The 18,643-nt window shown below is 71.1% G+C and carries 23 protein-coding genes; 21 read left to right on the top strand and 2 right to left on the bottom strand.

The features are described 5' to 3' along the window. The gene (dtd, locus tag AABM41_05230; protein MEK6191715.1) at window positions 1–456 is read left to right on the top strand and encodes a D-aminoacyl-tRNA deacylase; all 456 of its coding nucleotides are present in this window, start codon (window positions 1–3) and stop codon (window positions 454–456) included. Here dtd and AABM41_05225 read toward each other — a convergent pair. Next, complete coding sequence (locus AABM41_05225; protein ID MEK6191714.1) at window positions 453–644, bottom strand: bL28 family ribosomal protein; 192 nt, start codon at window positions 642–644, stop codon at window positions 453–455. The two genes, dtd and AABM41_05225, sit on opposite strands and share 4 nt — an antisense overlap. Before the next feature lie 82 nt (window positions 645–726). Between AABM41_05225 and recG the strand changes: the two genes are divergently transcribed. The 20 genes from recG (at window position 727) to AABM41_05125 (ending at window position 17,334) form a co-directional block, all read left to right on the top strand. Then, window positions 727–2,853 (top strand): ATP-dependent DNA helicase RecG, encoded by a 2,127-nt coding sequence (gene recG / locus AABM41_05220; GenBank protein ID MEK6191713.1) that lies wholly within the window; start codon window positions 727–729, stop codon window positions 2,851–2,853. A 10-nt stretch (window positions 2,854–2,863) separates the two neighbouring features. After that, the gene (gene rsmD / locus AABM41_05215) at window positions 2,864–3,400 is read left to right on the top strand and encodes a 16S rRNA (guanine(966)-N(2))-methyltransferase RsmD (protein ID MEK6191712.1); all 537 of its coding nucleotides are present in this window, start codon (window positions 2,864–2,866) and stop codon (window positions 3,398–3,400) included. Further along, complete coding sequence (gene coaD / locus AABM41_05210) at window positions 3,400–3,885, top strand: pantetheine-phosphate adenylyltransferase (GenBank protein ID MEK6191711.1); 486 nt, start codon at window positions 3,400–3,402, stop codon at window positions 3,883–3,885. The genes rsmD and coaD overlap by 1 nt, the downstream gene beginning before the upstream one ends. A gap of 137 nt (window positions 3,886–4,022) precedes the next feature. Then, window positions 4,023–4,466, top strand: a complete 444-nt coding sequence (locus AABM41_05205) for a hypothetical protein (protein MEK6191710.1) — start codon at window positions 4,023–4,025, stop codon at window positions 4,464–4,466. Next, complete coding sequence (locus AABM41_05200) at window positions 4,463–4,993, top strand: DUF177 domain-containing protein (protein MEK6191709.1); 531 nt, start codon at window positions 4,463–4,465, stop codon at window positions 4,991–4,993. Before AABM41_05205 ends, AABM41_05200 begins: the two co-directional genes overlap by 4 nt. A gap of 70 nt (window positions 4,994–5,063) precedes the next feature. After that, window positions 5,064–5,267 carry a 50S ribosomal protein L32 gene (gene rpmF, locus AABM41_05195; protein ID MEK6191708.1) on the top strand — a complete coding sequence of 68 codons (204 nt, stop codon included), beginning with the start codon at window positions 5,064–5,066 and terminating at the stop codon, window positions 5,265–5,267. A 10-nt stretch (window positions 5,268–5,277) separates the two neighbouring features. Next, window positions 5,278–6,342, top strand: coding sequence for a phosphate acyltransferase PlsX (plsX, locus tag AABM41_05190; protein MEK6191707.1), 1,065 nt, complete (start codon window positions 5,278–5,280; stop codon window positions 6,340–6,342). A gap of 1 nt (window position 6,343) precedes the next feature. Next, window positions 6,344–6,775, top strand: a complete 432-nt coding sequence (locus tag AABM41_05185) for a transcription antitermination factor NusB (protein MEK6191706.1) — start codon at window positions 6,344–6,346, stop codon at window positions 6,773–6,775. Next, window positions 6,772–7,014, top strand: a complete 243-nt coding sequence (gene acpP, locus AABM41_05180) for an acyl carrier protein (GenBank protein MEK6191705.1) — start codon at window positions 6,772–6,774, stop codon at window positions 7,012–7,014. Before AABM41_05185 ends, acpP begins: the two co-directional genes overlap by 4 nt. A gap of 9 nt (window positions 7,015–7,023) precedes the next feature. Then, window positions 7,024–7,725, top strand: coding sequence for a ribonuclease III (gene rnc / locus AABM41_05175; GenBank protein ID MEK6191704.1), 702 nt, complete (start codon window positions 7,024–7,026; stop codon window positions 7,723–7,725). Then, on the top strand, window positions 7,722–11,183 hold the full coding sequence (smc, locus tag AABM41_05170) for a chromosome segregation protein SMC (GenBank protein ID MEK6191703.1): 3,462 nt from the start codon (window positions 7,722–7,724) through the stop codon (window positions 11,181–11,183). Before rnc ends, smc begins: the two co-directional genes overlap by 4 nt. 29 nt (window positions 11,184–11,212) lie before the next feature. Then, complete coding sequence (gene ftsY / locus AABM41_05165) at window positions 11,213–12,085, top strand: signal recognition particle-docking protein FtsY (protein MEK6191702.1); 873 nt, start codon at window positions 11,213–11,215, stop codon at window positions 12,083–12,085. A gap of 19 nt (window positions 12,086–12,104) precedes the next feature. Next, complete coding sequence (gene ffh / locus AABM41_05160; protein ID MEK6191701.1) at window positions 12,105–13,439, top strand: signal recognition particle protein; 1,335 nt, start codon at window positions 12,105–12,107, stop codon at window positions 13,437–13,439. Window positions 13,440–13,554: 115 nt separating this feature from the next. Beyond that, window positions 13,555–14,247, top strand: coding sequence for a 30S ribosomal protein S16 (gene rpsP / locus AABM41_05155; GenBank protein ID MEK6191700.1), 693 nt, complete (start codon window positions 13,555–13,557; stop codon window positions 14,245–14,247). Next, window positions 14,244–14,480 (top strand): KH domain-containing protein, encoded by a 237-nt coding sequence (locus AABM41_05150; protein ID MEK6191699.1) that lies wholly within the window; start codon window positions 14,244–14,246, stop codon window positions 14,478–14,480. Before rpsP ends, AABM41_05150 begins: the two co-directional genes overlap by 4 nt. A gap of 4 nt (window positions 14,481–14,484) precedes the next feature. Then, the gene (gene rimM / locus AABM41_05145; GenBank protein ID MEK6191698.1) at window positions 14,485–14,976 is read left to right on the top strand and encodes a ribosome maturation factor RimM; all 492 of its coding nucleotides are present in this window, start codon (window positions 14,485–14,487) and stop codon (window positions 14,974–14,976) included. Window positions 14,977–14,997: 21 nt separating this feature from the next. Next, complete coding sequence (gene trmD, locus AABM41_05140; protein ID MEK6191697.1) at window positions 14,998–15,729, top strand: tRNA (guanosine(37)-N1)-methyltransferase TrmD; 732 nt, start codon at window positions 14,998–15,000, stop codon at window positions 15,727–15,729. A 137-nt stretch (window positions 15,730–15,866) separates the two neighbouring features. Further along, the gene (gene rplS / locus AABM41_05135; protein ID MEK6191696.1) at window positions 15,867–16,214 is read left to right on the top strand and encodes a 50S ribosomal protein L19; all 348 of its coding nucleotides are present in this window, start codon (window positions 15,867–15,869) and stop codon (window positions 16,212–16,214) included. 4 nt (window positions 16,215–16,218) lie between these two features. Next, complete coding sequence (locus AABM41_05130; protein ID MEK6191695.1) at window positions 16,219–16,959, top strand: ribonuclease HII; 741 nt, start codon at window positions 16,219–16,221, stop codon at window positions 16,957–16,959. A gap of 3 nt (window positions 16,960–16,962) precedes the next feature. Then, window positions 16,963–17,334, top strand: coding sequence for a YraN family protein (locus tag AABM41_05125; protein MEK6191694.1), 372 nt, complete (start codon window positions 16,963–16,965; stop codon window positions 17,332–17,334). 7 nt (window positions 17,335–17,341) lie between these two features. Here the strand turns inward: AABM41_05125 and AABM41_05120 are convergent, their stop codons facing one another. After that, window positions 17,342–18,436, bottom strand: coding sequence for a LysM peptidoglycan-binding domain-containing protein (locus tag AABM41_05120; GenBank protein ID MEK6191693.1), 1,095 nt, complete (start codon window positions 18,434–18,436; stop codon window positions 17,342–17,344). Window positions 18,437–18,643: the final 207 nt, after the last annotated feature.

Genomic DNA, 18,643 nt, shown 5'->3' with positions numbered 1-18,643 from the left:
ATGCGGCTGGTCGTTCAGCGCGTGTCAGGCGCCAGCGTGCGGGCGGCTGGCGTAGAGGCAGGGCGGATCGAACACGGGGCCGTGGTCCTGGTCGGGGTGAGCACCGATGACAGTCCCGAGGTGGTGGATCGGATGGCGGCCAAGCTGATCGGGCTGCGTTACTTCGAGGATCCCGCCGGTCGGACCAACCTCTCCCTGGCCGATGTCCACGGCACGCTGCTGGTCGTCAGCCAGTTCACCCTGCTGGCCGACGTGCGCAGCGGTCGCCGCCCGGGATTCACCGCCGCAGCGCCGCCTGCCGTCGCGGAGCCGCTGGTCGAGCGGTTCGTGGCGCGCTTACGGGAGGCGGGTGCGGAAGTGGCGACCGGCCGCTTCGGGGCGGCGATGGAGGTCGAGCTGGTGAACGATGGACCGTTCACCCTGTTGATCGACTCGGCTCGGGACCTCGGCAGCTAGGCCTTGGTGGAGGTGCGCCGGCAGCGGGAGCAGGCGCGCACGCTGACCGGCTGGCCGTTGCGGACCACGGTCAGGTTCTGAAGGTTCGGCAACCAGCGACGCCCCGCGCGCTTGCGGTTCATTCCCACCGACTGCGCGTTCCAGCCGGTGATGGGTCGCTTGCCACAGATGTCGCAGACGCGGGCCATTCGGCCTCCACTCACCAAGAAGCCGGCGCCCACACCGACGGGCAGCCGGACTGGACCGATGCTAGCACGCTACGATCGAGCCATGCAATCGGGTCCGCGGCGTTCGGCGACCGCCGCTCGCCGAACCGGGATCCCGCCGCGGGCCGTCACTTCGGAGCGTCTCGACCAACCGATCCGCGAGGTCCTGCCGGAGCTGGCCGGCGGCCTGGCCACGCTCATCCGGCTCGGGATTCACACCCCCCGCCAGGCCCTGCTGTACCTCCCGTTCCGCTACGACGACTTCAGCGACCTGCGTCGCCTGGCCGACCTCAACCCCGGACACAAGCAGTCGGCACGCGTGCGCGTCGAGGACATCCGCTCCGAGCCCGGATTCGGTCGGCGCCCGCCGCGGACCATTGCCCAGCTCTCCGACGCCTCGGGCAGCGCCGAGGCCATCTGGTTCGGCCGGCGCTTCATCGAGCGCCGACTGCGGGCCGGCGACGAGATCGTGGTCAGCGGCAAGGTCGCCGCCCAGGGGTGGCGGATGCAGTTCGCAAATCCCGAGTTCTCGCCGGCCACCCGCGAGTCGGTTCACACCGCCCGGGTGGTGCCCGTGTATCGGCTGGTGGGTGGGGTCACCCTGCGCCGGGTCCGCGAGCTGCTGGCCCGTGTCCTCGATCGGTGCCTGCCGGCGGTGGTCGACCCGCTGCGGCCGGGGGAGCGGGTCGGCCTGGTCGATCTGGCGCTCGCCATCCGGACGGCGCATTTCCCCGACGACATGGCGGACCTCCAGCCGGCGCTCGACCGCCTGGCGTTTGACGAGCTCCTGGGCCTCCAGCTGACCCTGGCCCAGGCGGCGGCCGCCCGGTCGCATCGGCGCGCGCCGCCCATCACGGTGTCGGTCGAGACGCTGGCCGAGATCCTCGACGCGCTTCCGTTTCGGCTCACCGCCGACCAGTCCCGCTCGGTGGCCGAGGTCACGGCCGACCTCGCCGGCGACGAGCCCATGCGGCGTCTCCTGCAGGGCGACGTCGGCTCCGGCAAGACGGCCGTCGCGGCGGTCGCCCTCGCCGTCGTGTGCCGGGGTGGTTGGCAGGGGGCGCTGATGGCCCCCACCGAGATCCTCGCCCGACAGCATCACGACGGGCTGGCCCCCCTGCTCGAGGCCCTCGGGGTGCGCGCCGAGTTCCTGTCAGGCTCCCTGCCGGCCGCCGACAAGCGCAGGATCCACCGCCGCCTGGGCCGAGGCGAGGCTGACGTCGTGGTGGGGACGCACGCCGTCATCAGCGCGGGCGTCACGTTCCAGCGCCTGGGGCTGGCGGTCGTGGACGAGCAGCACCGGTTTGGGGTCGCCCAGCGGGCCGCCCTGCAGGCCAAGGCCGCGGACCTCGAGCCGCACATGCTGGCGCTGACGGCGACGCCGATCCCGCGCACGCTGGCGCTCACGGTCTACGGCGACCTGGCCATCAGCACCCTCCGCCACTCACCGCCCGGCCGGCAGCCGATCCGGACCGAGCTGCGCGACCGGTCTGCGTTGCCGAAAATCGAGTCATTCATCGCCGAGGAAGCGCGCGCCGGCCGGCAGACGTTCGTCGTGGTGCCGCTCATCGCGGAGAGTGACGCGCTGACCGCGGCGTCCGCCGAGGCTGAAGCGGAACGGATTCGGGCCGCGCTGCCGGACCTCCGGATCGACCTCGTCCACGGTCAGCAGCCGGCGACCGCGCGGGAAGCGGCCATGCAGCGATTCGCGGGCGGGGTGACCGACGTGCTGGTGGCCACGACCGTGATCGAGGTCGGCATCGATATCCCCAACGCCGCGGTCATCGTGATCGAGGACGCAGATCGCTTCGGGCTGGCCCAGTTGCACCAGCTGCGCGGCCGCGTCGGGCGCGGCCCGCATCGGTCCTTCTGCATCCTCGTGTCGGATGCCGTCGATGACGTGGCGCGGCAACGGCTCGAGGTGGTCCGCGGGTCGAGCGACGGCTTCGCGATCGCCGAAGCTGACCTCGAGCTGCGGGGCGCGGGCAACGTACTGGGCACGCGCCAGTCCGGGCTCCCACCCCTGCGCGTGGCGTCCCTCTTCGATCCCCGCCACCTCGAGCTGGCGGGCCGCGCACGGACCCTGGCCCGCTCGCTGGTCGGCTCCGATCCCACGTTGACGGGGCGGCCCGAGCTGGTCCGCGAGCAACGCGCCTTCGCCCCGCCGGACCCCTCCGGCGACGCGGCCTGAGGCCGCGGGGATGCGAGTGATTGCCGGCTCGGCCCGGGGCCAGCTCCTGGTCGCCCCCAAGGACCGGCTCACCCGTCCGATCAGCGATCGGGTCAAGGAAGCGCTGTTCGGGAGCATCGGCGCCCGGATCCTGGATGCGCGCGTCCTGGACCTGTACGCGGGGAGCGGAGCGGTCGGGATCGAGGCGCTGTCCCGGGGAGCCGCCAGCGCGACGTTCGTGGAACGTGGCCGGGCCGCCGTGGCCGCGATCCGGGAAAACCTGAAGCGAACGAAGCTCGGCGACCGAGCCGACGTCCACGCCGCGGACGTGCTCGCGTTCCTGTCCACGGCCACCGACCCGGCATGGGAGGTCGTGATCCTCGATCCGCCCTACGCGGAGCGTACACTCGACCTGCCGCTCGAGCGGCTCATCCCGCACTTGGCGCCCGGGGGATTGGTGGTAGTCAAGCATTTCTGGCGCACGCCGATGCCGTCCGGACTGCGGCTGTCCCCGACCCGCAACCGGCGCTTCGGTGAAACGGCCCTGACCTTCCTGGAGGAGGAGTGATGACCCGCGTCGCCGTCTTCCCCGGTTCGTTTGACCCGATCACGAATGCCCACCTGGATGTCATTCGGCGCGCGGCGGCGGTGTTCGACCGGCTCGTCATCGGCGTCCTGGGCAACCCGCGCAAGACCCCCCTGTTCTCGGTGGAGGAACGGGTCGCCCTGATCGTGGCCGAGGTCGCCGACCTAGGCCCATCGGTCGTGGTCGAAGCCTTCGACGGGCTGACCGTGGAGTTCGCCAAGCGCCACCAGGCGGCCTTCGTGATTCGCGGCCTGCGCGCGATCAGCGACTTCGAGGCCGAGCTCCAGATGGCCCACACCAACCGGCGCCTGGCGCCCGGCATCGACACCGTGTTCCTGATGACGGGGCTGGAGTTCGGCTACGTGTCATCCAGCCTGGCCAAGGAAGTGGCGGCGTTCGGGGGCGACGTCTCGCCCATGGTCCCACCCGGCGTGGATGCGGCGCTGCGTCGCCAGCGGTCGGTATGACGATGTACGACATCCGCGGCCCGGTGTAGAATCGCCGACAACCGCCGACGGAGGTCATCGTCACGGACATCCTGTTCCTCGTCGAGCGACTGGAAGCGCTCGTCGCCACCGGGACGAGGGTCCCACTCACCAACAACGTGGTCGTCGACCAGGGAGCCGTGCTCGAGCTGGTGGACCAGATTCGGGTCGCCATGCCCGAGGAGGTCCGGCAGGCCCAGCGCATCACTGGGGAGGCAGGCCGGATCGTCGAGCACGCCCGCGAGGAAGGGGACGCGATCATCGCGCGTGCCCAAGAGCAGGCCGCTCAGATGCTGGAGGAGCGCGAGCTGGTCCGGCTGGCCCAGCAGCGCGCCGGCGAGATCCTCGAACAGGCCAACCGCGAAGCCGGCGACGTCAGACACGGGGCCGACGAATACGCGACCGGCGTCCTGATCCGCCTCGAGGGGGAGGTCACCAAGGCGCTGACCAGCATCAAGCACGGGATCGAGATGCTCGACCAGCGGCGGGGATCGGGCACGCTCGACGCCGTGCCCATCCAGCCCGAACCGGAACGCGCAGTCGGCACGCCGATATCGGGGTGACCCGCCTCAGCGTGGCGGGTCTGCTGCGCGAGCCCGCTGGAGCAGGGCGGACCGTCGAGCTTGGCCCGTTGGATTGGACCGATCCCACCGCGCCTGGCGGACGGCGGTTATTGGGCAGCCTGCGGCTGCTGCGCACGAATCGGGGTATCGTGGTCGATGGGCGGGTTCGGACGCTGGCCCGTCGGACGTGCATCCGGTGTCTCGACGAATTCGACGAACCGGTCGAGGTGGTGATTCGCGAGGAATTCCTGCCCAGCGTCGATCCCACCACCGGGGCGGGCCTGGTCATCGGGCCGGCTGACGCCGAAGTGGCGCGCATCGACTCCCACCACGAGCTCGACCTGGCCCAGGTCCTGACCGATGAGCTGCTGCTGGCGGAGCCCATGCATCCGCTGTGCCGGTCAGACTGCCGCGGTCTGTGCCTGGTGTGCGGACGGCGACTCGAGGATGGGGCGCACGAGCATGCGGAAGCCTCCATCGATCCGCGGCTGGCGCCCCTTGCCGACTGGAAGCCACCCTCCGAGTGAGGCGGTGGTGACCGGAGCAGGCCGCGTCTATACTGCGGCGTCCTCAACCTAGGTCCAACAGGAGTGCCGCGTGGGCGTCCCCAAACGTAAGGTCTCGAAGTCGCGTAAGGGTGAACGGCGCGCCCATCTGGCGCTGCGCGCCCCAACGCTGGTCGAGTGCGACCACTGTCACGAGCTGAAGCGCGCCCACACCGTGTGTCCGACCTGCGGCTGGCACAACGGCCGCGAGGTGGTGCCCCCGCCGGCGCCCACTCCGACCGAGAGCAGCCGCTAGCCGCCGCCGGATGCGCATCGCGGTCGACGCGATGGGCGGCGACCTCGCCCCGCGCGAGGTGGTTCGGGGAGCGATCAACTACGCCGCGACGCATGCCGATGAGGTGATCCTCGTCGGCGACGTGCCGCGCATCGAGCGCGAAGTGGCGGAGTTCGGGCGCGGCCAGCCAGCCAGCGTCTCCTTCGTCGACGCGCCCGAGGTGGTCGGGATGGGGGAGTCACCGGCTGCCGCCATCCGCCGCCGTCGGTCCTCGATCCGGGTGGCCACCGACCTGGTCCGGGACGGCGAGGCCGATGCGGTCGTCAGCGCAGGTTCCACCGGCGCGACCATGGCCGCCGCCATCTTCCGCCTGGGACGCCTGGAAGGGATCGACCGGCCGGCCCTGCCCGCCTACTTCCTGACCCCGTCCGGCCCGCTGGTGCTCCTCGACGTCGGGGCCAACGTGGACTGCGAGCCGCACAACCTGGTCCAGTTCGCGGCCATGGGGTCGCTCTACGCGGAGCGTGTCCTCCACGTGGCGTCGCCACGGGTCGCGTTGCTGAACATCGGGGAGGAGCCCGAGAAGGGGGATGCCCTGACGCGCGAGGCCTACGTCCGCCTGCGGGCGTCCGACCTGCACTTCGTTGGCAACGTCGAGCCCCACGACCTGGCGGGTCACGTGGCCGACGTCGTGGTGTGTGACGGGTTCGTCGGCAATGTCATGGTCAAGCTCACCGAGGGACTGACCTCGTACATCTTTCGCTCCATCCGCGAGGACCTCCTGCGGGGCCTCGTGGCGCCGCTGGCCGTCCTGGCCCTGCGGCCCGGGATCGATCGGCTCCGGCATCGGTTCGACTACGAGCAATTCGGAGGCTCACCCCTGCTCGGCGTGCGAGGGGTGAGCATCGTGACCCATGGGCGAGCCAAGGCGCGGATGGTCGAGAACGCGATCCGCGTCGGCTCCGAGGCGGCAGCGGTGGACATGCCGGCCGTCATCGCGGACTGGAGCCGCCGCCACCCGGGGCTGTTCGGCGAGGCGCCGCTCGGGGTTGCGGCCGAGGAGAAGACCGCCGTACCCGTGGAACCTGCACCCTAGGGTGGCACGCCGCGAGCGGGCGTCGCTGCGGGCCCGCCGCCTGGCCCTGCTGGCGCTCTTCGAGGCCGAGTTCCCGCGCCAGCAGGCGGGGCCTGCGGTCGAGCGCCTGGCGGCCGACTGGGGGACCGAGCCTGCCCTGGTTGAGCACGCTCGCGCGATCGTGTCGGGGGTCGTCCGGCACCAGGCCGCGCTGGACGCCGAGATCGCCGCCCGGGCCCCGCGAATCCCCATCTCGGAGCTCGGCCGAGTCGAACGATCCATCCTCCGGAGTGCCCTGTTTGAGGTGCTATACTCCGCCGCGATTCCGAGCGCTGGGACGATCCGGGACGCCGTGTCTCTCGCTCAAACCTACGCCGGGGACTCGGCCGCCCGACTCGTCGGAGGCGTCCTCCGAAGCGCGGTAAGATCAACACCTGAGGGAGACGAAGGGTGACCGACGGCACCACGTTCGACCGGCTCAAGAAGATCATCGTTGAGCAGCTCGGCGTTGAAGAAACCGATGTGACGCCGGAGGCGGCATTTGTCGAGGACCTGAACGCCGACTCGCTTGACCTGGTCGAGCTCATCATGAGCCTCGAGGAAGAGTTCGGCATGGAGATCTCGGACGAGGATGCCGAGAAGATCCAGAAGGTCTCCGATGCCGTCGAGTACATCGAGGAACGCCAGCAGTAGGTTCTCCCCGTGACCTCACCCACCATCCACGAACTGGGTGAGCAACTCGGCATCGCCCTTCATGACCCGGACGCCATCCGCCAGGCATTCACGCATGCCTCGTTCGCCAACGAGAACCCGGGCCTGGTGGCCGGCAACAACGAGCGCCTCGAGTTCCTGGGGGATGCCGTGCTGGGCCTCATCGCCAGCCGCCTGCTGTATGCGCGCTTTCCGGGGGCCGATGAGGGGCGCCTGACCGCCCACCGCGCCGCCATGGTCAACCGGGCCGCGCTGGCCGGCATGGCCCGGGACCTGTACCTCGACCAGCACCTCCTCCTGGGCCGCGGCGAGGTCGAGGCGGGCGGCGCGCGACGCCCGTCCCTGCTGGCGGGTGCGTTCGAGGCCCTGGTCGGGGCCATCTATCTCAGCGAGGGCCTGGAGGCGACCGAGGCCGCCTTCGCACCGCTTCTCGCGTCGCTTCTGGCACCCTCGGATGCCGACACCCCGAAATCGGCCAAGAGCCGGCTGCAGGAGTGGAGCCAGCGACAGCACGGCACGCGTCCCTCATACCGGCTGGTCCGATCGCTGGGACCAGCGCACGCCCAGGAGTTCACCGTGGAGGTCGTGGTCGGCACCGAGTCCCTGGGAACCGGGAACGGCAGCAGCCGGCAACGGGCCGAGGAGCAGGCCGCACAGGCCGCCCTCGACCACCTGGCCGCGGGGACGCCATGAGTCGGTTGCAGGAGCTCCGTCTCCACGGCTTCAAGAGCTTCGCCGAGCCAACTCGGTTCACCTTCGAGCCCGGGGTCACCGCGGTCATCGGGCCCAACGGCAGCGGCAAGAGCAACATGGCCGACGCGATCCGCTGGGTGCTGGGCGAGCAGTCGAACCGGTCACTCCGCACCCGGCGCGCGGATGACGTGATCTTTGCCGGTTCCGAGGCACGTCGGCCGATCGGCATGGCCGAGGTTGCCCTCACCCTCGACAACCACGACGGCTGGCTGCCGATCGAGTTCGAGTCGGTGACCATCACGCGCCGGGCGTACCGGTCCGGAGATCCCGAGTACCTGATCAACGGGTCCCGCGCACGGCTGCGCGACGTGGTCGAGCTGCTCGCCGCCGGGCGACTGGGGGCCAACGAGCTGGTCGTGGTGGGGCAGGGGACGGTCGATGCGGCGCTGTCCCTGCGCCCGGACGAACGGCGCCAGCTGTTCGAAGAAGCGGCCGGCGTGAAGTCACTCCAGGTCCGGCGCAACGAGGCGCTTTCGCGGCTGGCCCAGGCCCGCGACAACCTGACCCGGGTCTCGGACCTGGTCCGCGAGCTGCGGCCCCAGGTTCGGCGGCTGGCCCTCCAAGCCGAGCACCAGGAGGCACACGACCGCCTCGGAAGCCGGGCGCGGGCACTCGTCCTCGAGCACCATGCCCGCCGGGGCCAGGTGCTGCAATCGAGCCTGGGCGAAGCGCGTCGTCGCGCGGCGGCCGTGACGGCGGATATCGAAGCCGAGCGGGCGGCTCAGGCCACCGGCCGCCAGGCGGTCGAGCAAGCCGAGGAGCGCTATTGGGCCGGTGAACGCGCGAGCGGCCAGGCGTCATCCGACTGGGAGACGGCCCGCGAGGCGGTGATCCGGGCCGAGGGGCGGCATGACTCCCTGGTCGAGCGCGACCTGGACCTGGCAGCGGAGGCCGATCGGGCCGGGCGCGAGCTGACCGAGCTGACCGCCGAGGAACCGATCGCCGGAGAACCGTCGAGCGCTGGACGGACTGACCCCCTTCGCGACAGCGCGTCTGCCGCACAGCAGTTATGGCACGAGGCCGCGGAGCGGGCCCGGGAGGCTGACAGGGAGCTCCTCGCGGCCGAGGAGGCCCTCGCCACGTTGCTTGGACGCGAGGCCGACCGGCTGGCGGAAACGGGGCATGCCGCCGAGCGCGCTGCGGTCACCGCCGCGCGCCGCGAGCGCCTCGAGCGGGAGCGGACGGCGGCTGAAACGGCCTTCACGGCGGCCAGCGCGACCGTCGCCGGGCTGGCCGACGTACTCCGCGTGGCCGCCGTGGAGCTGGAAGGGGCCGAGGCTCGGATGACGCTGGCCGCCGAGCAACGCGAGACGGCCGCCGCGGAGGCGACCCGTGCCGGCGTGGCGCTGGCCGAGCTCGAGGAGCGGGCAGCCCGCATCAAATCAGACCTGGCCGAGCTGGAAGCGGCCGGGGACGACGCCACCAACGACCTGGTCGAGCGCCTCCGGGCGGACGGCTGGACGACCCTGCGTGATGGGCTCCGACCGGTTCCGCCCGGCGTGGCGCTGGCGGTGGCCGCCGTCCTGGGTGACGTCGAGCGCGCCTTCCTATGGCGGCCGGGAGCCGACGCGGCGGTGGCCGACACCTCGGGCGATGCGCATCTCGTGCGCCCGGCCAACGGCATGCCGCCGGGGCGCGAGGCGGCCCTGGGGGCAGTGGGCGCGACCCAGACCCTGGCCGAGGTGCTGGGGGAGCGCGTCGCGCCGGACGTCCTGCATCGGACCGTGGTCGCGCCCGGCATCGAGGCCCTGTTGGAGGGATGGCCGCGCCTCCCCGACGGATGGGCGGCGGTCACGCTTTCCGGCGATCTGGCTGACGCGCGTGGAGTGGTTACGGTTCGCGGCAGAGCCGGTGAGCTCCGAGCTCCGCCCGGCCGCGCCGCCCGGCGCGCCGAACTGGCCAGCCACGCGGCGCGCCTGGAGGCCGACCTCGGCGCCGCCCGCGAACGGCAGGCGACGGCCAACGCCGCGCTCCAGCGCTCCAGTTCCGCCGCCGATGCCGCACTGGCGGCAGTCGACGCCGCGCGCATCGGCCGGCGGCGGGCGGACGAGGAAGCGGCCACGGCGGATGGCAGACTCGCGCGCGTGAACGACGAGCGGGACGCGTTGGTCGCGGAGCTGGCAGCCCTCCCCGCGACGCTGGCCATTCCCGTGCTCCCTACCGACCTCGAACGGGAACTTGCCGGACTTGAGGCGGCGGCGCTCGAGGCGCGTGCCCGGCGCGACACGGCGACCGCGGAACGAGACGCGGCTCGGGACGCGTGGCATCGCGCCGTGCTGGCCGCGGATGCCCAGGATTCAGAGACGGTGGACCGCCGCACCACGGACGCACGTCATGCCGAGCGGGTCGATCAGCTGGAACAGCGGCTCGCCCGCCTCACCGCGGAGCGGGAGGGCCTGGCGACCGGGTTGGCGGAGGCGACAAGCACGCTGACGGCCGCTCGGGCGGCGGAGGAGTCGGCGGCGGACGCGCGGTCGCGCGCCGAAGAAGCCAGGGCCACGGAGCGGGAGACGCTTCTGGACGCCGAGCGGCAACGCGGCGGGGGAAGTGGCCGCCTAGCGGAGCTCGAAGGCACTCGGCAGGAGGTCGTGGCCGAGGTTTCGCGGCTGGACGAAGCGCTGGCCGGGCTGGATCGCGAGCGCGAGCTCTCGCTCGAAGGACTGCCCGAGCCTGCAGGCGCGGAGGCCGCGGGCGAGGACGATCGACCCACCCCAGAGAACCTGGCCGATGACGAGCTGGCCGATGAGATGCGCAAGACCCGGCGCACCCTGCAGCAGATCGGATCGGTCAACCCGTTTGCGATCCAGGAGCATCGGGAGCTGTCGACCCGGCTGGAGGAGCTGAGCGCCCAGGAGACGGACCTGCGGGGAGCTGCCGAATCCACCGAGGCCCTCATTGCTCGCCTGGACCTGGAGATCGGCCAGCAGTTCCAGGCGGCCTTCGCCGCCATCGGGCAGCGGTTCGACGAATACTGTCAGCTGCTGTTCGCCGGCGGGAGTGCCACCCTCGAGCTGACCGAGGACGCGGAAAGCGAAGCCCCGGGCGGGATCGAGATCGCGGTGCGGCCCCCGGGCAAGCGACTCCAGCGGCTGGCCATGCTCTCCGGAGGGGAACGCGCCCTGGCCGGCGTCGCTCTGCTGTTCGCCATGCTGAGCGTGAACCCGGTGCCGTTCTGCATCCTGGACGAGGTCGACGCGGCCCTGGATGAGGCCAACATCACCCGCTTCGCCGATGCCCTGCGGCGGCTGGCCCAGACGATCGACTTCGTGGTCATCACCCATAACCGGGCCACCATCGAGACCGCGGACACGATCTACGGGGTGACCATGACCGATGCGGCCGTCAGCCGGGTCCTATCGCTTCGGTTGGCCGATCTGCCGGTTGAAGTCAGCGCCTGACCGTCGCAGCGCGTGAACCGATGACGGCGATGTCGCGAGTCGGCTCGGGCCTCGGCGCGCGGTTGCGGGCGGCCCTGGGAGCCGATCGCGCCGCGGATGAGGCGGCGTGGGCAGAGGCGGAGGAGTCGCTCGTCGCGGCCGACCTCGGTCCGCGCCTGGCGGCCGAGATCGTCGTCGGGGCGCGGGAGCGGACCGCTCGCGGCGATGTGTCGGCCAATGCCGCGATCGCGGCCGAGCTCGGGGAGCGACTGCGGCGCGTGCCGAACCAACCGTTCGAGGTTGGCCCACCGCCGGCGGTCATACTGGTGGTGGGCGTCAACGGGAGTGGCAAGACCACGACTGCGGCCAAGCTGGCTGCCCGCTTCCAGAAGGAGGGTCGGAGCGTGCTCCTGGCCGCGGCTGACACCTATCGCCCGGGCGCCGTAGAGCAGCTGCGGCTGTGGGGCGACCGCCTGGGCATCGGGGTCGTTGCGCAGCGCGCGGGGGCCGACCCGGCGGCGGTGGCGTTCGACGCGGTGGCGGCAGGCGTGGCCCGCGGGACAGACGTCGTCATCGTCGATACGGCCGGGCGGCTGCAGACCGCCCGTGACCTCATGGCCGAACTGGCCAAGGTGCGGCGCGTGATCACCCGTCAACGACCTGACCAGCCACGTCACGTCCTCCTCGTGCTGGATGCCACGACGGGGCAGAACGGGCTTTCCCAGGCGGAGACCTTCCTGGCCCAGGCCGGGGTGACCGGGATCGTGCTTGCCAAGCTGGACGGCACGGCCAAGGGTGGGGTGGCGTTGGCCGTCGTCGATCAGTTTGGGATCCCCATCGTCTTCACCGCCTTCGGCGAAGACCTCAGCGATCTCGCGCCGTTCGACCCGGACGCCTATCTCGACTGGCTGCTGGCAGCCTGACCGTGACCCGGAGCATCTGATGCTGGAAACCTTGTCGGCTCGCCTCCAGGCCATCGCCGCACGCCTGCGTGGTCAGGCGAGGCTGACCGAGGCGGACCTGGACGCGGCCCTGCGCGAGGTCCGCCTGGCGCTGCTGGAAGCCGACGTGCACTTCCGGGTCGTGAAAACCTTCGTCGCCCGCGTTCGGGAGCGCGCCATCGGCACGGCTATCCTCGACGGCGTCCGGCCCGGCCACCAGGTCGTCAAGCTCGTGCATGAGGAGCTGGTGGGGATCCTGGGCGGGGAGCGACACGTCCTTCGAATCGGACCACCTGACCCGGCTGTGGTGCTGCTCATCGGTCTGCAGGGATCGGGCAAGACGACATCGGCCGCCAAGCTCGCGGTCCGCCTGCGACGCGACGGCCATCGGCCCTTGCTGGTCGCGGCCGACGTCTACCGGCCAGCCGCCGTGGAACAGCTCGTCCAGCTGGGGGAGCAGGTGGGGGTCGAGGTCGTGACCGGCCCGACCGGGACACCTCCAGCGGCGATCGCAGAGGCGGGCCTGGTCGCCGCCCGCGGCGGCGGAGCGGACGTGGTCATCGTGGACACCGCCGGGCGCCAGCACGTAGACCAGCCGATGATGGCCGAGCTGGAAGGCCTCGTCAGCGCCCTCCAGCCGACCGAGTCGCTGCTGGTGGTGGATGCCATGACGGGGCAGGAGGCGGTGCGCGTGGCCGAGACCTTTCACGCCAGCCTGCCCCTCACCGGCCTGATCCTGACCAAGATGGATGGGGACGCCCGGGGCGGTGCAGCCCTGAGCATCCGGAGCGTGACCGGCGTGCCCATCGCCTACGTCGGGACCGGGGAGGGCATGGATGCGCTCGAAGCCTTCCACCCGGATCGCCTGGCGCAGCGCATCCTGGGCATGGGGGACATCGTCACTCTTGTCGAGCGGGCCCAGGAAGGGGTCGACCGCGAGGAGGCCGAGCGAACGGCCCAACGCATCCTTGAGTCGCGGTTCACCCTGGAGGACTTTCGGAGCCAGCTTCAACAGGTGAAGCGGATGGGACCCATCGGTCAGCTGCTCCAGATGGTCCCCGGCGCGGCGGGACTTGCCGGCGCGGCGCAGGCCGCCGTGGACGACGGGGAGCTGCGGCGGGTGGAGGCCATCATCGACTCCATGACGCCAACCGAGCGCCGCGAGCCGCACCTCATCAAGGCCGGCCGTCGGCGCCGCATCGCGGCCGGGAGCGGAACCAGCGTGGCCCACGTGAATCGGCTCCTGCGGCAGTTCGAGGAGATGCAGAAGCTCGTTCGCCAGCTCGGAAGTGCCGGGGCACGACCCGGACAAGCGCCGCGGCTGCCTGGTCGGTGATCGCCGGTTCGGGTCAGACGCGCTATCCTGTCGCGGCGCTCGGCTCTTCGTCAGCCCCTCATGGCATCCTGCCGCAGCGTCACGCAACGTCCTCAGAGACAGAAGGAACCACCACGTGGCCGTTCACATCCGGCTGACGCGCGTGGGGGCCACCAGGCGGCCCTCATATCGCGTCATCGCGATCGACAGTCGGCGCTCGCGTGACGGGCGCGCGCTTGAGATCCTGGGCTTCTACGACCCGCTCACTGATCCCGTCACGGTCAAGCTGGACGACGAGCGGATCGCGAATTGGATGGCTCGGGGTGCGCTGCCCTCGGCCGCCGTCCAGCGGCTGATGAAGATCGCGGTGGCCGGGGCCGTGCTGAAGCGGAAGCCCGCTCCGGCCCTTGCGGAGGGTGCGACCGCGAAGCCGCGACGCGCATCACGAGCGAAGCAGCCCGCCGCTGAGGCCGTGGCTGAGCCAGCCGGCGAGTCCGCGGCTGAAACGGCGGCTGAAACGGCGGCGGAAACGACGCCCCCCGAGACGGCTGAAGTCACCGCAGAAACCACCCCGGAGCCCACGGCAGAGAGCACGGCAGAGGCCGCGGCGGAGACTGAGCAGGCCGCGGGAGAACCTGCGACGGAGACCGAGGCTGAGGCCGACGTTGAGACCGTCGAGGCCGAGGCAGACACGGCGCAACCCGAGGCAGAGACGGCGCAACCCGAGGCAGAGACGGCGCAACCCCAGGCAGAGACTGCGCAACCCGAGGCAGAGACTGCGCAACCAGCGGCAGAGCCCGCGGAAGAGACTGAGCAGGCCGAGGCATGAAAGCATTCCTGGAGTACATCGCACGCTCCCTGGTCGATCATCCCGACGCGGTCGAGGTCGACGTCGAGGAGGGTGAGGGCGAAGTCACCCTGACGCTGGTCGTGGACGAGCGGGACATGGGTCGGGTCATCGGCCGCGATGGCCGGATCGCCAACGCGATCAGGAGCCTGCTGCGCGTCATGGGCGCTCGGGACGGCCGCCATGTCGAGCTCGACATCGTCGCCCACGAGTGAGCCGTTGGCGGTCGCCCGCGTGATGGGCGTCCGCGGCCTGGAGGGAGATCTGCGGGTCATGGCGCTGACGGACGTGCCGGACCGACTGATCGTGGGCGCTGCCCTCGTGGTCGAGGGTGAGAAGGCTTCCCGGCGGATCACGCAGGTCGGAACCTCGCGCCTCGGTCCTGTCCTGCGCCTCGAGGGAATCTCCGACCACGCAACGGCGACCGCCCTCATCGGCCGACATCTCACGGCGACCGAACCGCCTGCCCCGCTCCCGACAGGAACCTTCTGGTGGCATGAGCTCGAGGGCCTCGAGGTGGTTGACCCCCAGGGACAGGTCCTCGGCCGGTTGGAGGAGGTCTTCCGCGCAGGAGCCAACGAGGTGTACCGGGTGATCGGGCCGGACGCCGAGCTGCTGGTCCCTGCGCTCCGATCAATCGTGCTGGCCATCGACCTGGACGGCGGACGCATGACCATCCGCGACCCGTCCGCCTGGCTGGAGGAGGTCTGATCCGTGGCTCCAGCGCCCAGCCTGCAGATCGACGTGATCACCTTGTTCCCGGAGCTGTTCCGCCCGGTCCTGGCCAGCGGTGTCCTGGGGCGCGCCATCGAGAGGGGCGTGGTGGCGGTGGAGCTGCACGACCTGCGCGAGCACGGGCTCGGTCGGCACCGAACCGTTGACGACACCCCGTATGGCGGGGGAGCGGGGATGATCCTGCGGCCGGAGCCGCTTGCCGCGGCCATCGGACCGTTCCGCGCGGCGGGCGTCCCGGTGATCCTCCTCGACCCCGCCGGCGAACGTCTGACCGATGGGCTGGCTCGTGAGCTCGCACGCGAGTCCCGGCTGGCGCTGGTGTGCGGCCGATATGAAGGGGTCGACGAGCGGGTCCGGGCATTGGTGGACCGCGAGGTGAGCATCGGCGACTACGTGTTGACCGGCGGGGAGCTGCCAGCCATGGTCGTCATCGACGCCGTAAGCCGGCTCGTGCCGGGAGTCATCGACCCCGCGTCCTCTGCCGGCGACTCGTTCGCAGGCGGCCTGCTGGAGCATCCGCAGTACACCCGCCCCGAGGAGTTCGAGGGCATGCCCGTGCCGTCCATCCTCCTGTCCGGTCACCATGGCCAGGTCGATGCCTGGCGCCGCCAGGAGGCCCTGCGCCGCACCTTCGAACGCCGTCCCGACCTGCTCGACCAGGCGCCCCTGACCGATGCGGATCGACAGGAGATCGAGCGCCTTCGATCCCGCGACCCGGCGGCCGAATGACTGAGCCCCGCCCTGTTGGCGCGGATTGGCGGCTGCTATACTCCTGCTTCGTTCGCGGCCGCTCCGGCGGTCGCGTCGTTGCGTCAGCCCCAGCTGGCAATCCGGCGGTAAGCCGGTCGTAAGCGAGGATCGCGAGCATGGACCCCATCCAGGAGCTGGAACGTGAGCAGCTCCGCGACGTGCCGCAGATTGCGCCCGGTGACACCGTGCGCGTATCGGTCAAGGTCGTCGAGGGTACCCGCGAGCGGATCCAGGTCTTCGAAGGAACCGTCATGCGCATGCGCGGCGGCGGCCTGAATCAGACCATCACCGTGCGCCGCATCAGCAGTGGCGTGGGTGTGGAGCGCACGTTCCCGGTCCACGCTCCTCGCGTCGACAAGATCGAGGTCGTCCGCCACGGTATCGCCCGTCGCGCCCAGCTCTATTTCCTCCGCGGCCGGATCGGCAAGGCTGCCACCCTCCGCGAGCGCCGCCCCACGCGCTGACCTGATGAGCGCCAGGGCCTCCGCCCTCACCGCTCGCCGGCGCCCCGTCCACCGACCCCGCGACGCCCACCTGGGCCACGAATACGAGCTGCGACGCGCGGGCTTTCGGAGCATCGCCGGCCTGGACGAGGTCGGCCGGGGCTCGCTGGCCGGGCCGGTTGTGGCGGCGGCCGTCATGCTGCCGGCCCGTCCCCGGATCCGGGGCCTGCGGGACAGCAAGGTCCTCGCCCGCTCACGCCGCGAGTCGCTGTACGAAGAGATCGTTGCCCGCGCGGATGCGATTGGCGTCGGCTGCGTGGAGGTCGAGGTCATTGACCGGATCAACATCCTGGAGGCCACGCGGCTGGCCATGCGCGAGGCGCTGGCCCATCTCCCCCGAACACCGGATCACCTGCTCATCGATGCCCTGACCATTCGCGAGGTGGCGTACCCGCAGCGCGCGATCATTGACGGAGACGCGATCTCGGCCTCCATCGCCGCCGCGTCCATCGTGGCCAAGGTCACGCGTGACCGCATCTGCGACGAGATGGACGCCCACTTCCCGGGCTACGGCTTCGCTCGTCACAAGGGCTACGGGACGCGCCGGCATTACGCGGCCCTCATCCGCGAAGGGCCCTGCGCGTGGCACCGTCGTTCGTTCGCGCCCATCCGAATGCTGCTGGCCGGCGTCCAGCTGCCGCTGGACCTGGAGTTCGCGGACTTCCCCTTGGTTGATGAGGCCGCGTTCGAACCCAGCGACGACTGAGCCATGCCCGATCCTCGTCATGAGCTGGGGCGTGCCGCGGAGCGAGCGGTTGCCGACTGGCTGACGGCTCAGGAATGGCGGATCCTGGCGGCCCGCCATCGCTCCTCGGAGGGCGAGATCGACCTCGTTGCCCTCGACCCGGATCGGTGTCTGGTCGCGGTTGAGGTCAGGCTCCGGAGCACCGGTCGAGCCGGCGACGCCGTCGCGTCGATGCGTCCCCGGCATCTCCGACGGGTGAGTGCCGCCCTGGTGGCGTTTGCGCGCGGCGAGGCTATCCCGCATGACGGTCTGCGCGTCGACCTGGTGGCCGTCGTCCCCGGGCCGCGCCCTCGAACGTGGCGGCTGACCCGCGTGCCGGCTGTCGACGCCTGGTGACCTGTCCTCAGCGGCTGAAGATCTGCTCCAAGGTCAGGATGCTGTCACTGTATGGAACGGTGGACACCAGGACGCCGATCTGGTCGACCGAGGCCATGCCCTGAAAATATGCGGCCAGGGTCTTCGCCCTGTCGCCCTGGTATCGGTCCATATAGAAGGCAAGGAGACGGACGCCGGCGCGCGCGTTCCAACGCGGATCGTCGATGGCGGCCACCTCGTGCAGCAGGGAGTCCGCCACCCAGTCAGCCGTGTCGGGCATGAGCTGCATGAGCCCCACCGCGCCCGCACTCGATACCACCCCCGACTGCCAGCCGGATTCGTGCCAGGACACGGCCAGGACGAAGGGGCCCGGGACGCCGAACTCACTCGCTGCCTCGAGGAGGATCCCGCGCGCCTCGGTCCGGTGCGCGACCTTGGCGGCCATGTCGGGCGGCATGCTCGAGTTCGTGACGGCAGCCGGAGCGGATGCCGGTGCGCCGGGGATCACCAGGCGCTGACCGGTGCGAATGAAGGACGGGTTGGCCAGCAGGTTCGCATCCACGATCGCCTCGACCGTGGTGCCGTGCAGGCGTGAGATGGCCCACAGCGTCTCGCCTGCCTGGACGACGTGCTCCGCCGTGGGGGCGGGGGCCGGGGGTGGCGGCTCAGCAGCCGGCGGTGGCGGCAGAGGCGACAGCTGCGGAACGGCCAGCGTCTGGCCGATCCGGATGAGCGACGGGTTGGAGATCTGATTCGCCTCGACCAGCGCAGCCACCGTGGTTCCGTATTGGACCGCGATGCCCCACAACGTCTCGTCCAGCTGGACGACGTGGATGGCGGGCGCGGAGGGCGCGGGGGCGGCCGGTGGCGGCGACGAAGGGGCCGACGGAGGATGGAGCACGATGCGCTGCCCGATCCGGATGAGCGACGGATCTGAAATCCCGTTCAGTGTCACCAGGGCGTCGACCGTCGTTCCATGCTCCAGCGCGATGTCCCACAACGTGTCACCGCGCTGGACGATGAGGTCGTCCCCTGCGGCCGCGGGAGTCGCTACCGACGTCAGCAGGACCACCGCCAGCACGCTGCGGGCGACGGAACGTCGGGTACGCGCGAATCGAAGCATCCATTCCTCCAGGGGCGTCAGCGAACGGATGCTCGACGCTCGACTGGATGCGTTCAATGGCCGTTGTGGTGGGGTGCGGGGTACTTCGGTACCGTTGCGTGCGCCTCGTCGGCCGCTCAGGGGACGGTGAGGGGCGTGGAATCCGCGACTGCTATACTCGCGCCAGATCCGGCCCGGGTGTACCGAGCCGGACGATCCATCTCACAG

The organism is Chloroflexota bacterium, assembly GCA_038040195.1.
GTDB lineage: Bacteria > Chloroflexota > Limnocylindria > QHBO01 > QHBO01 > DASTEQ01.
The sequence above is the reverse complement of the archived record's forward strand: the minus strand, read 5'-3'. Positions and strand labels throughout refer to the sequence as shown.

What these genes read in the sequence shown, in the direction of transcription:
- coaD (MEK6191711.1), top strand. Translation starts at nt 3,400, where the DNA reads ATGACCCGCGTCGCCGTCTTCCCCGGTTCGTTTGACCCGATCACGAAT.
- smc (MEK6191703.1), top strand. Translation starts at nt 7,722, where the DNA reads ATGAGTCGGTTGCAGGAGCTCCGTCTCCACGGCTTCAAGAGCTTCGCC.
- ffh (MEK6191701.1), top strand. Translation starts at nt 12,105, where the DNA reads ATGCTGGAAACCTTGTCGGCTCGCCTCCAGGCCATCGCCGCACGCCTG.
- AABM41_05130 (MEK6191695.1), top strand. Translation starts at nt 16,219, where the DNA reads ATGAGCGCCAGGGCCTCCGCCCTCACCGCTCGCCGGCGCCCCGTCCAC.
- rplS (MEK6191696.1), top strand. Translation starts at nt 15,867, where the DNA reads ATGGACCCCATCCAGGAGCTGGAACGTGAGCAGCTCCGCGACGTGCCG.
- ftsY (MEK6191702.1), top strand. Translation starts at nt 11,213, where the DNA reads ATGTCGCGAGTCGGCTCGGGCCTCGGCGCGCGGTTGCGGGCGGCCCTG.
- AABM41_05150 (MEK6191699.1), top strand. Translation starts at nt 14,244, where the DNA reads ATGAAAGCATTCCTGGAGTACATCGCACGCTCCCTGGTCGATCATCCC.
- dtd (MEK6191715.1), top strand. Translation starts at nt 1, where the DNA reads ATGCGGCTGGTCGTTCAGCGCGTGTCAGGCGCCAGCGTGCGGGCGGCT.
- plsX (MEK6191707.1), top strand. Translation starts at nt 5,278, where the DNA reads ATGCGCATCGCGGTCGACGCGATGGGCGGCGACCTCGCCCCGCGCGAG.
- AABM41_05125 (MEK6191694.1), top strand. Translation starts at nt 16,963, where the DNA reads ATGCCCGATCCTCGTCATGAGCTGGGGCGTGCCGCGGAGCGAGCGGTT.
- AABM41_05225 (MEK6191714.1), bottom strand. Translation starts at nt 644, where the DNA reads ATGGCCCGCGTCTGCGACATCTGTGGCAAGCGACCCATCACCGGCTGG.
- AABM41_05120 (MEK6191693.1), bottom strand. Translation starts at nt 18,436, where the DNA reads ATGCTTCGATTCGCGCGTACCCGACGTTCCGTCGCCCGCAGCGTGCTG.
- recG (MEK6191713.1), top strand. Translation starts at nt 727, where the DNA reads ATGCAATCGGGTCCGCGGCGTTCGGCGACCGCCGCTCGCCGAACCGGG.
- rsmD (MEK6191712.1), top strand. Translation starts at nt 2,864, where the DNA reads ATGCGAGTGATTGCCGGCTCGGCCCGGGGCCAGCTCCTGGTCGCCCCC.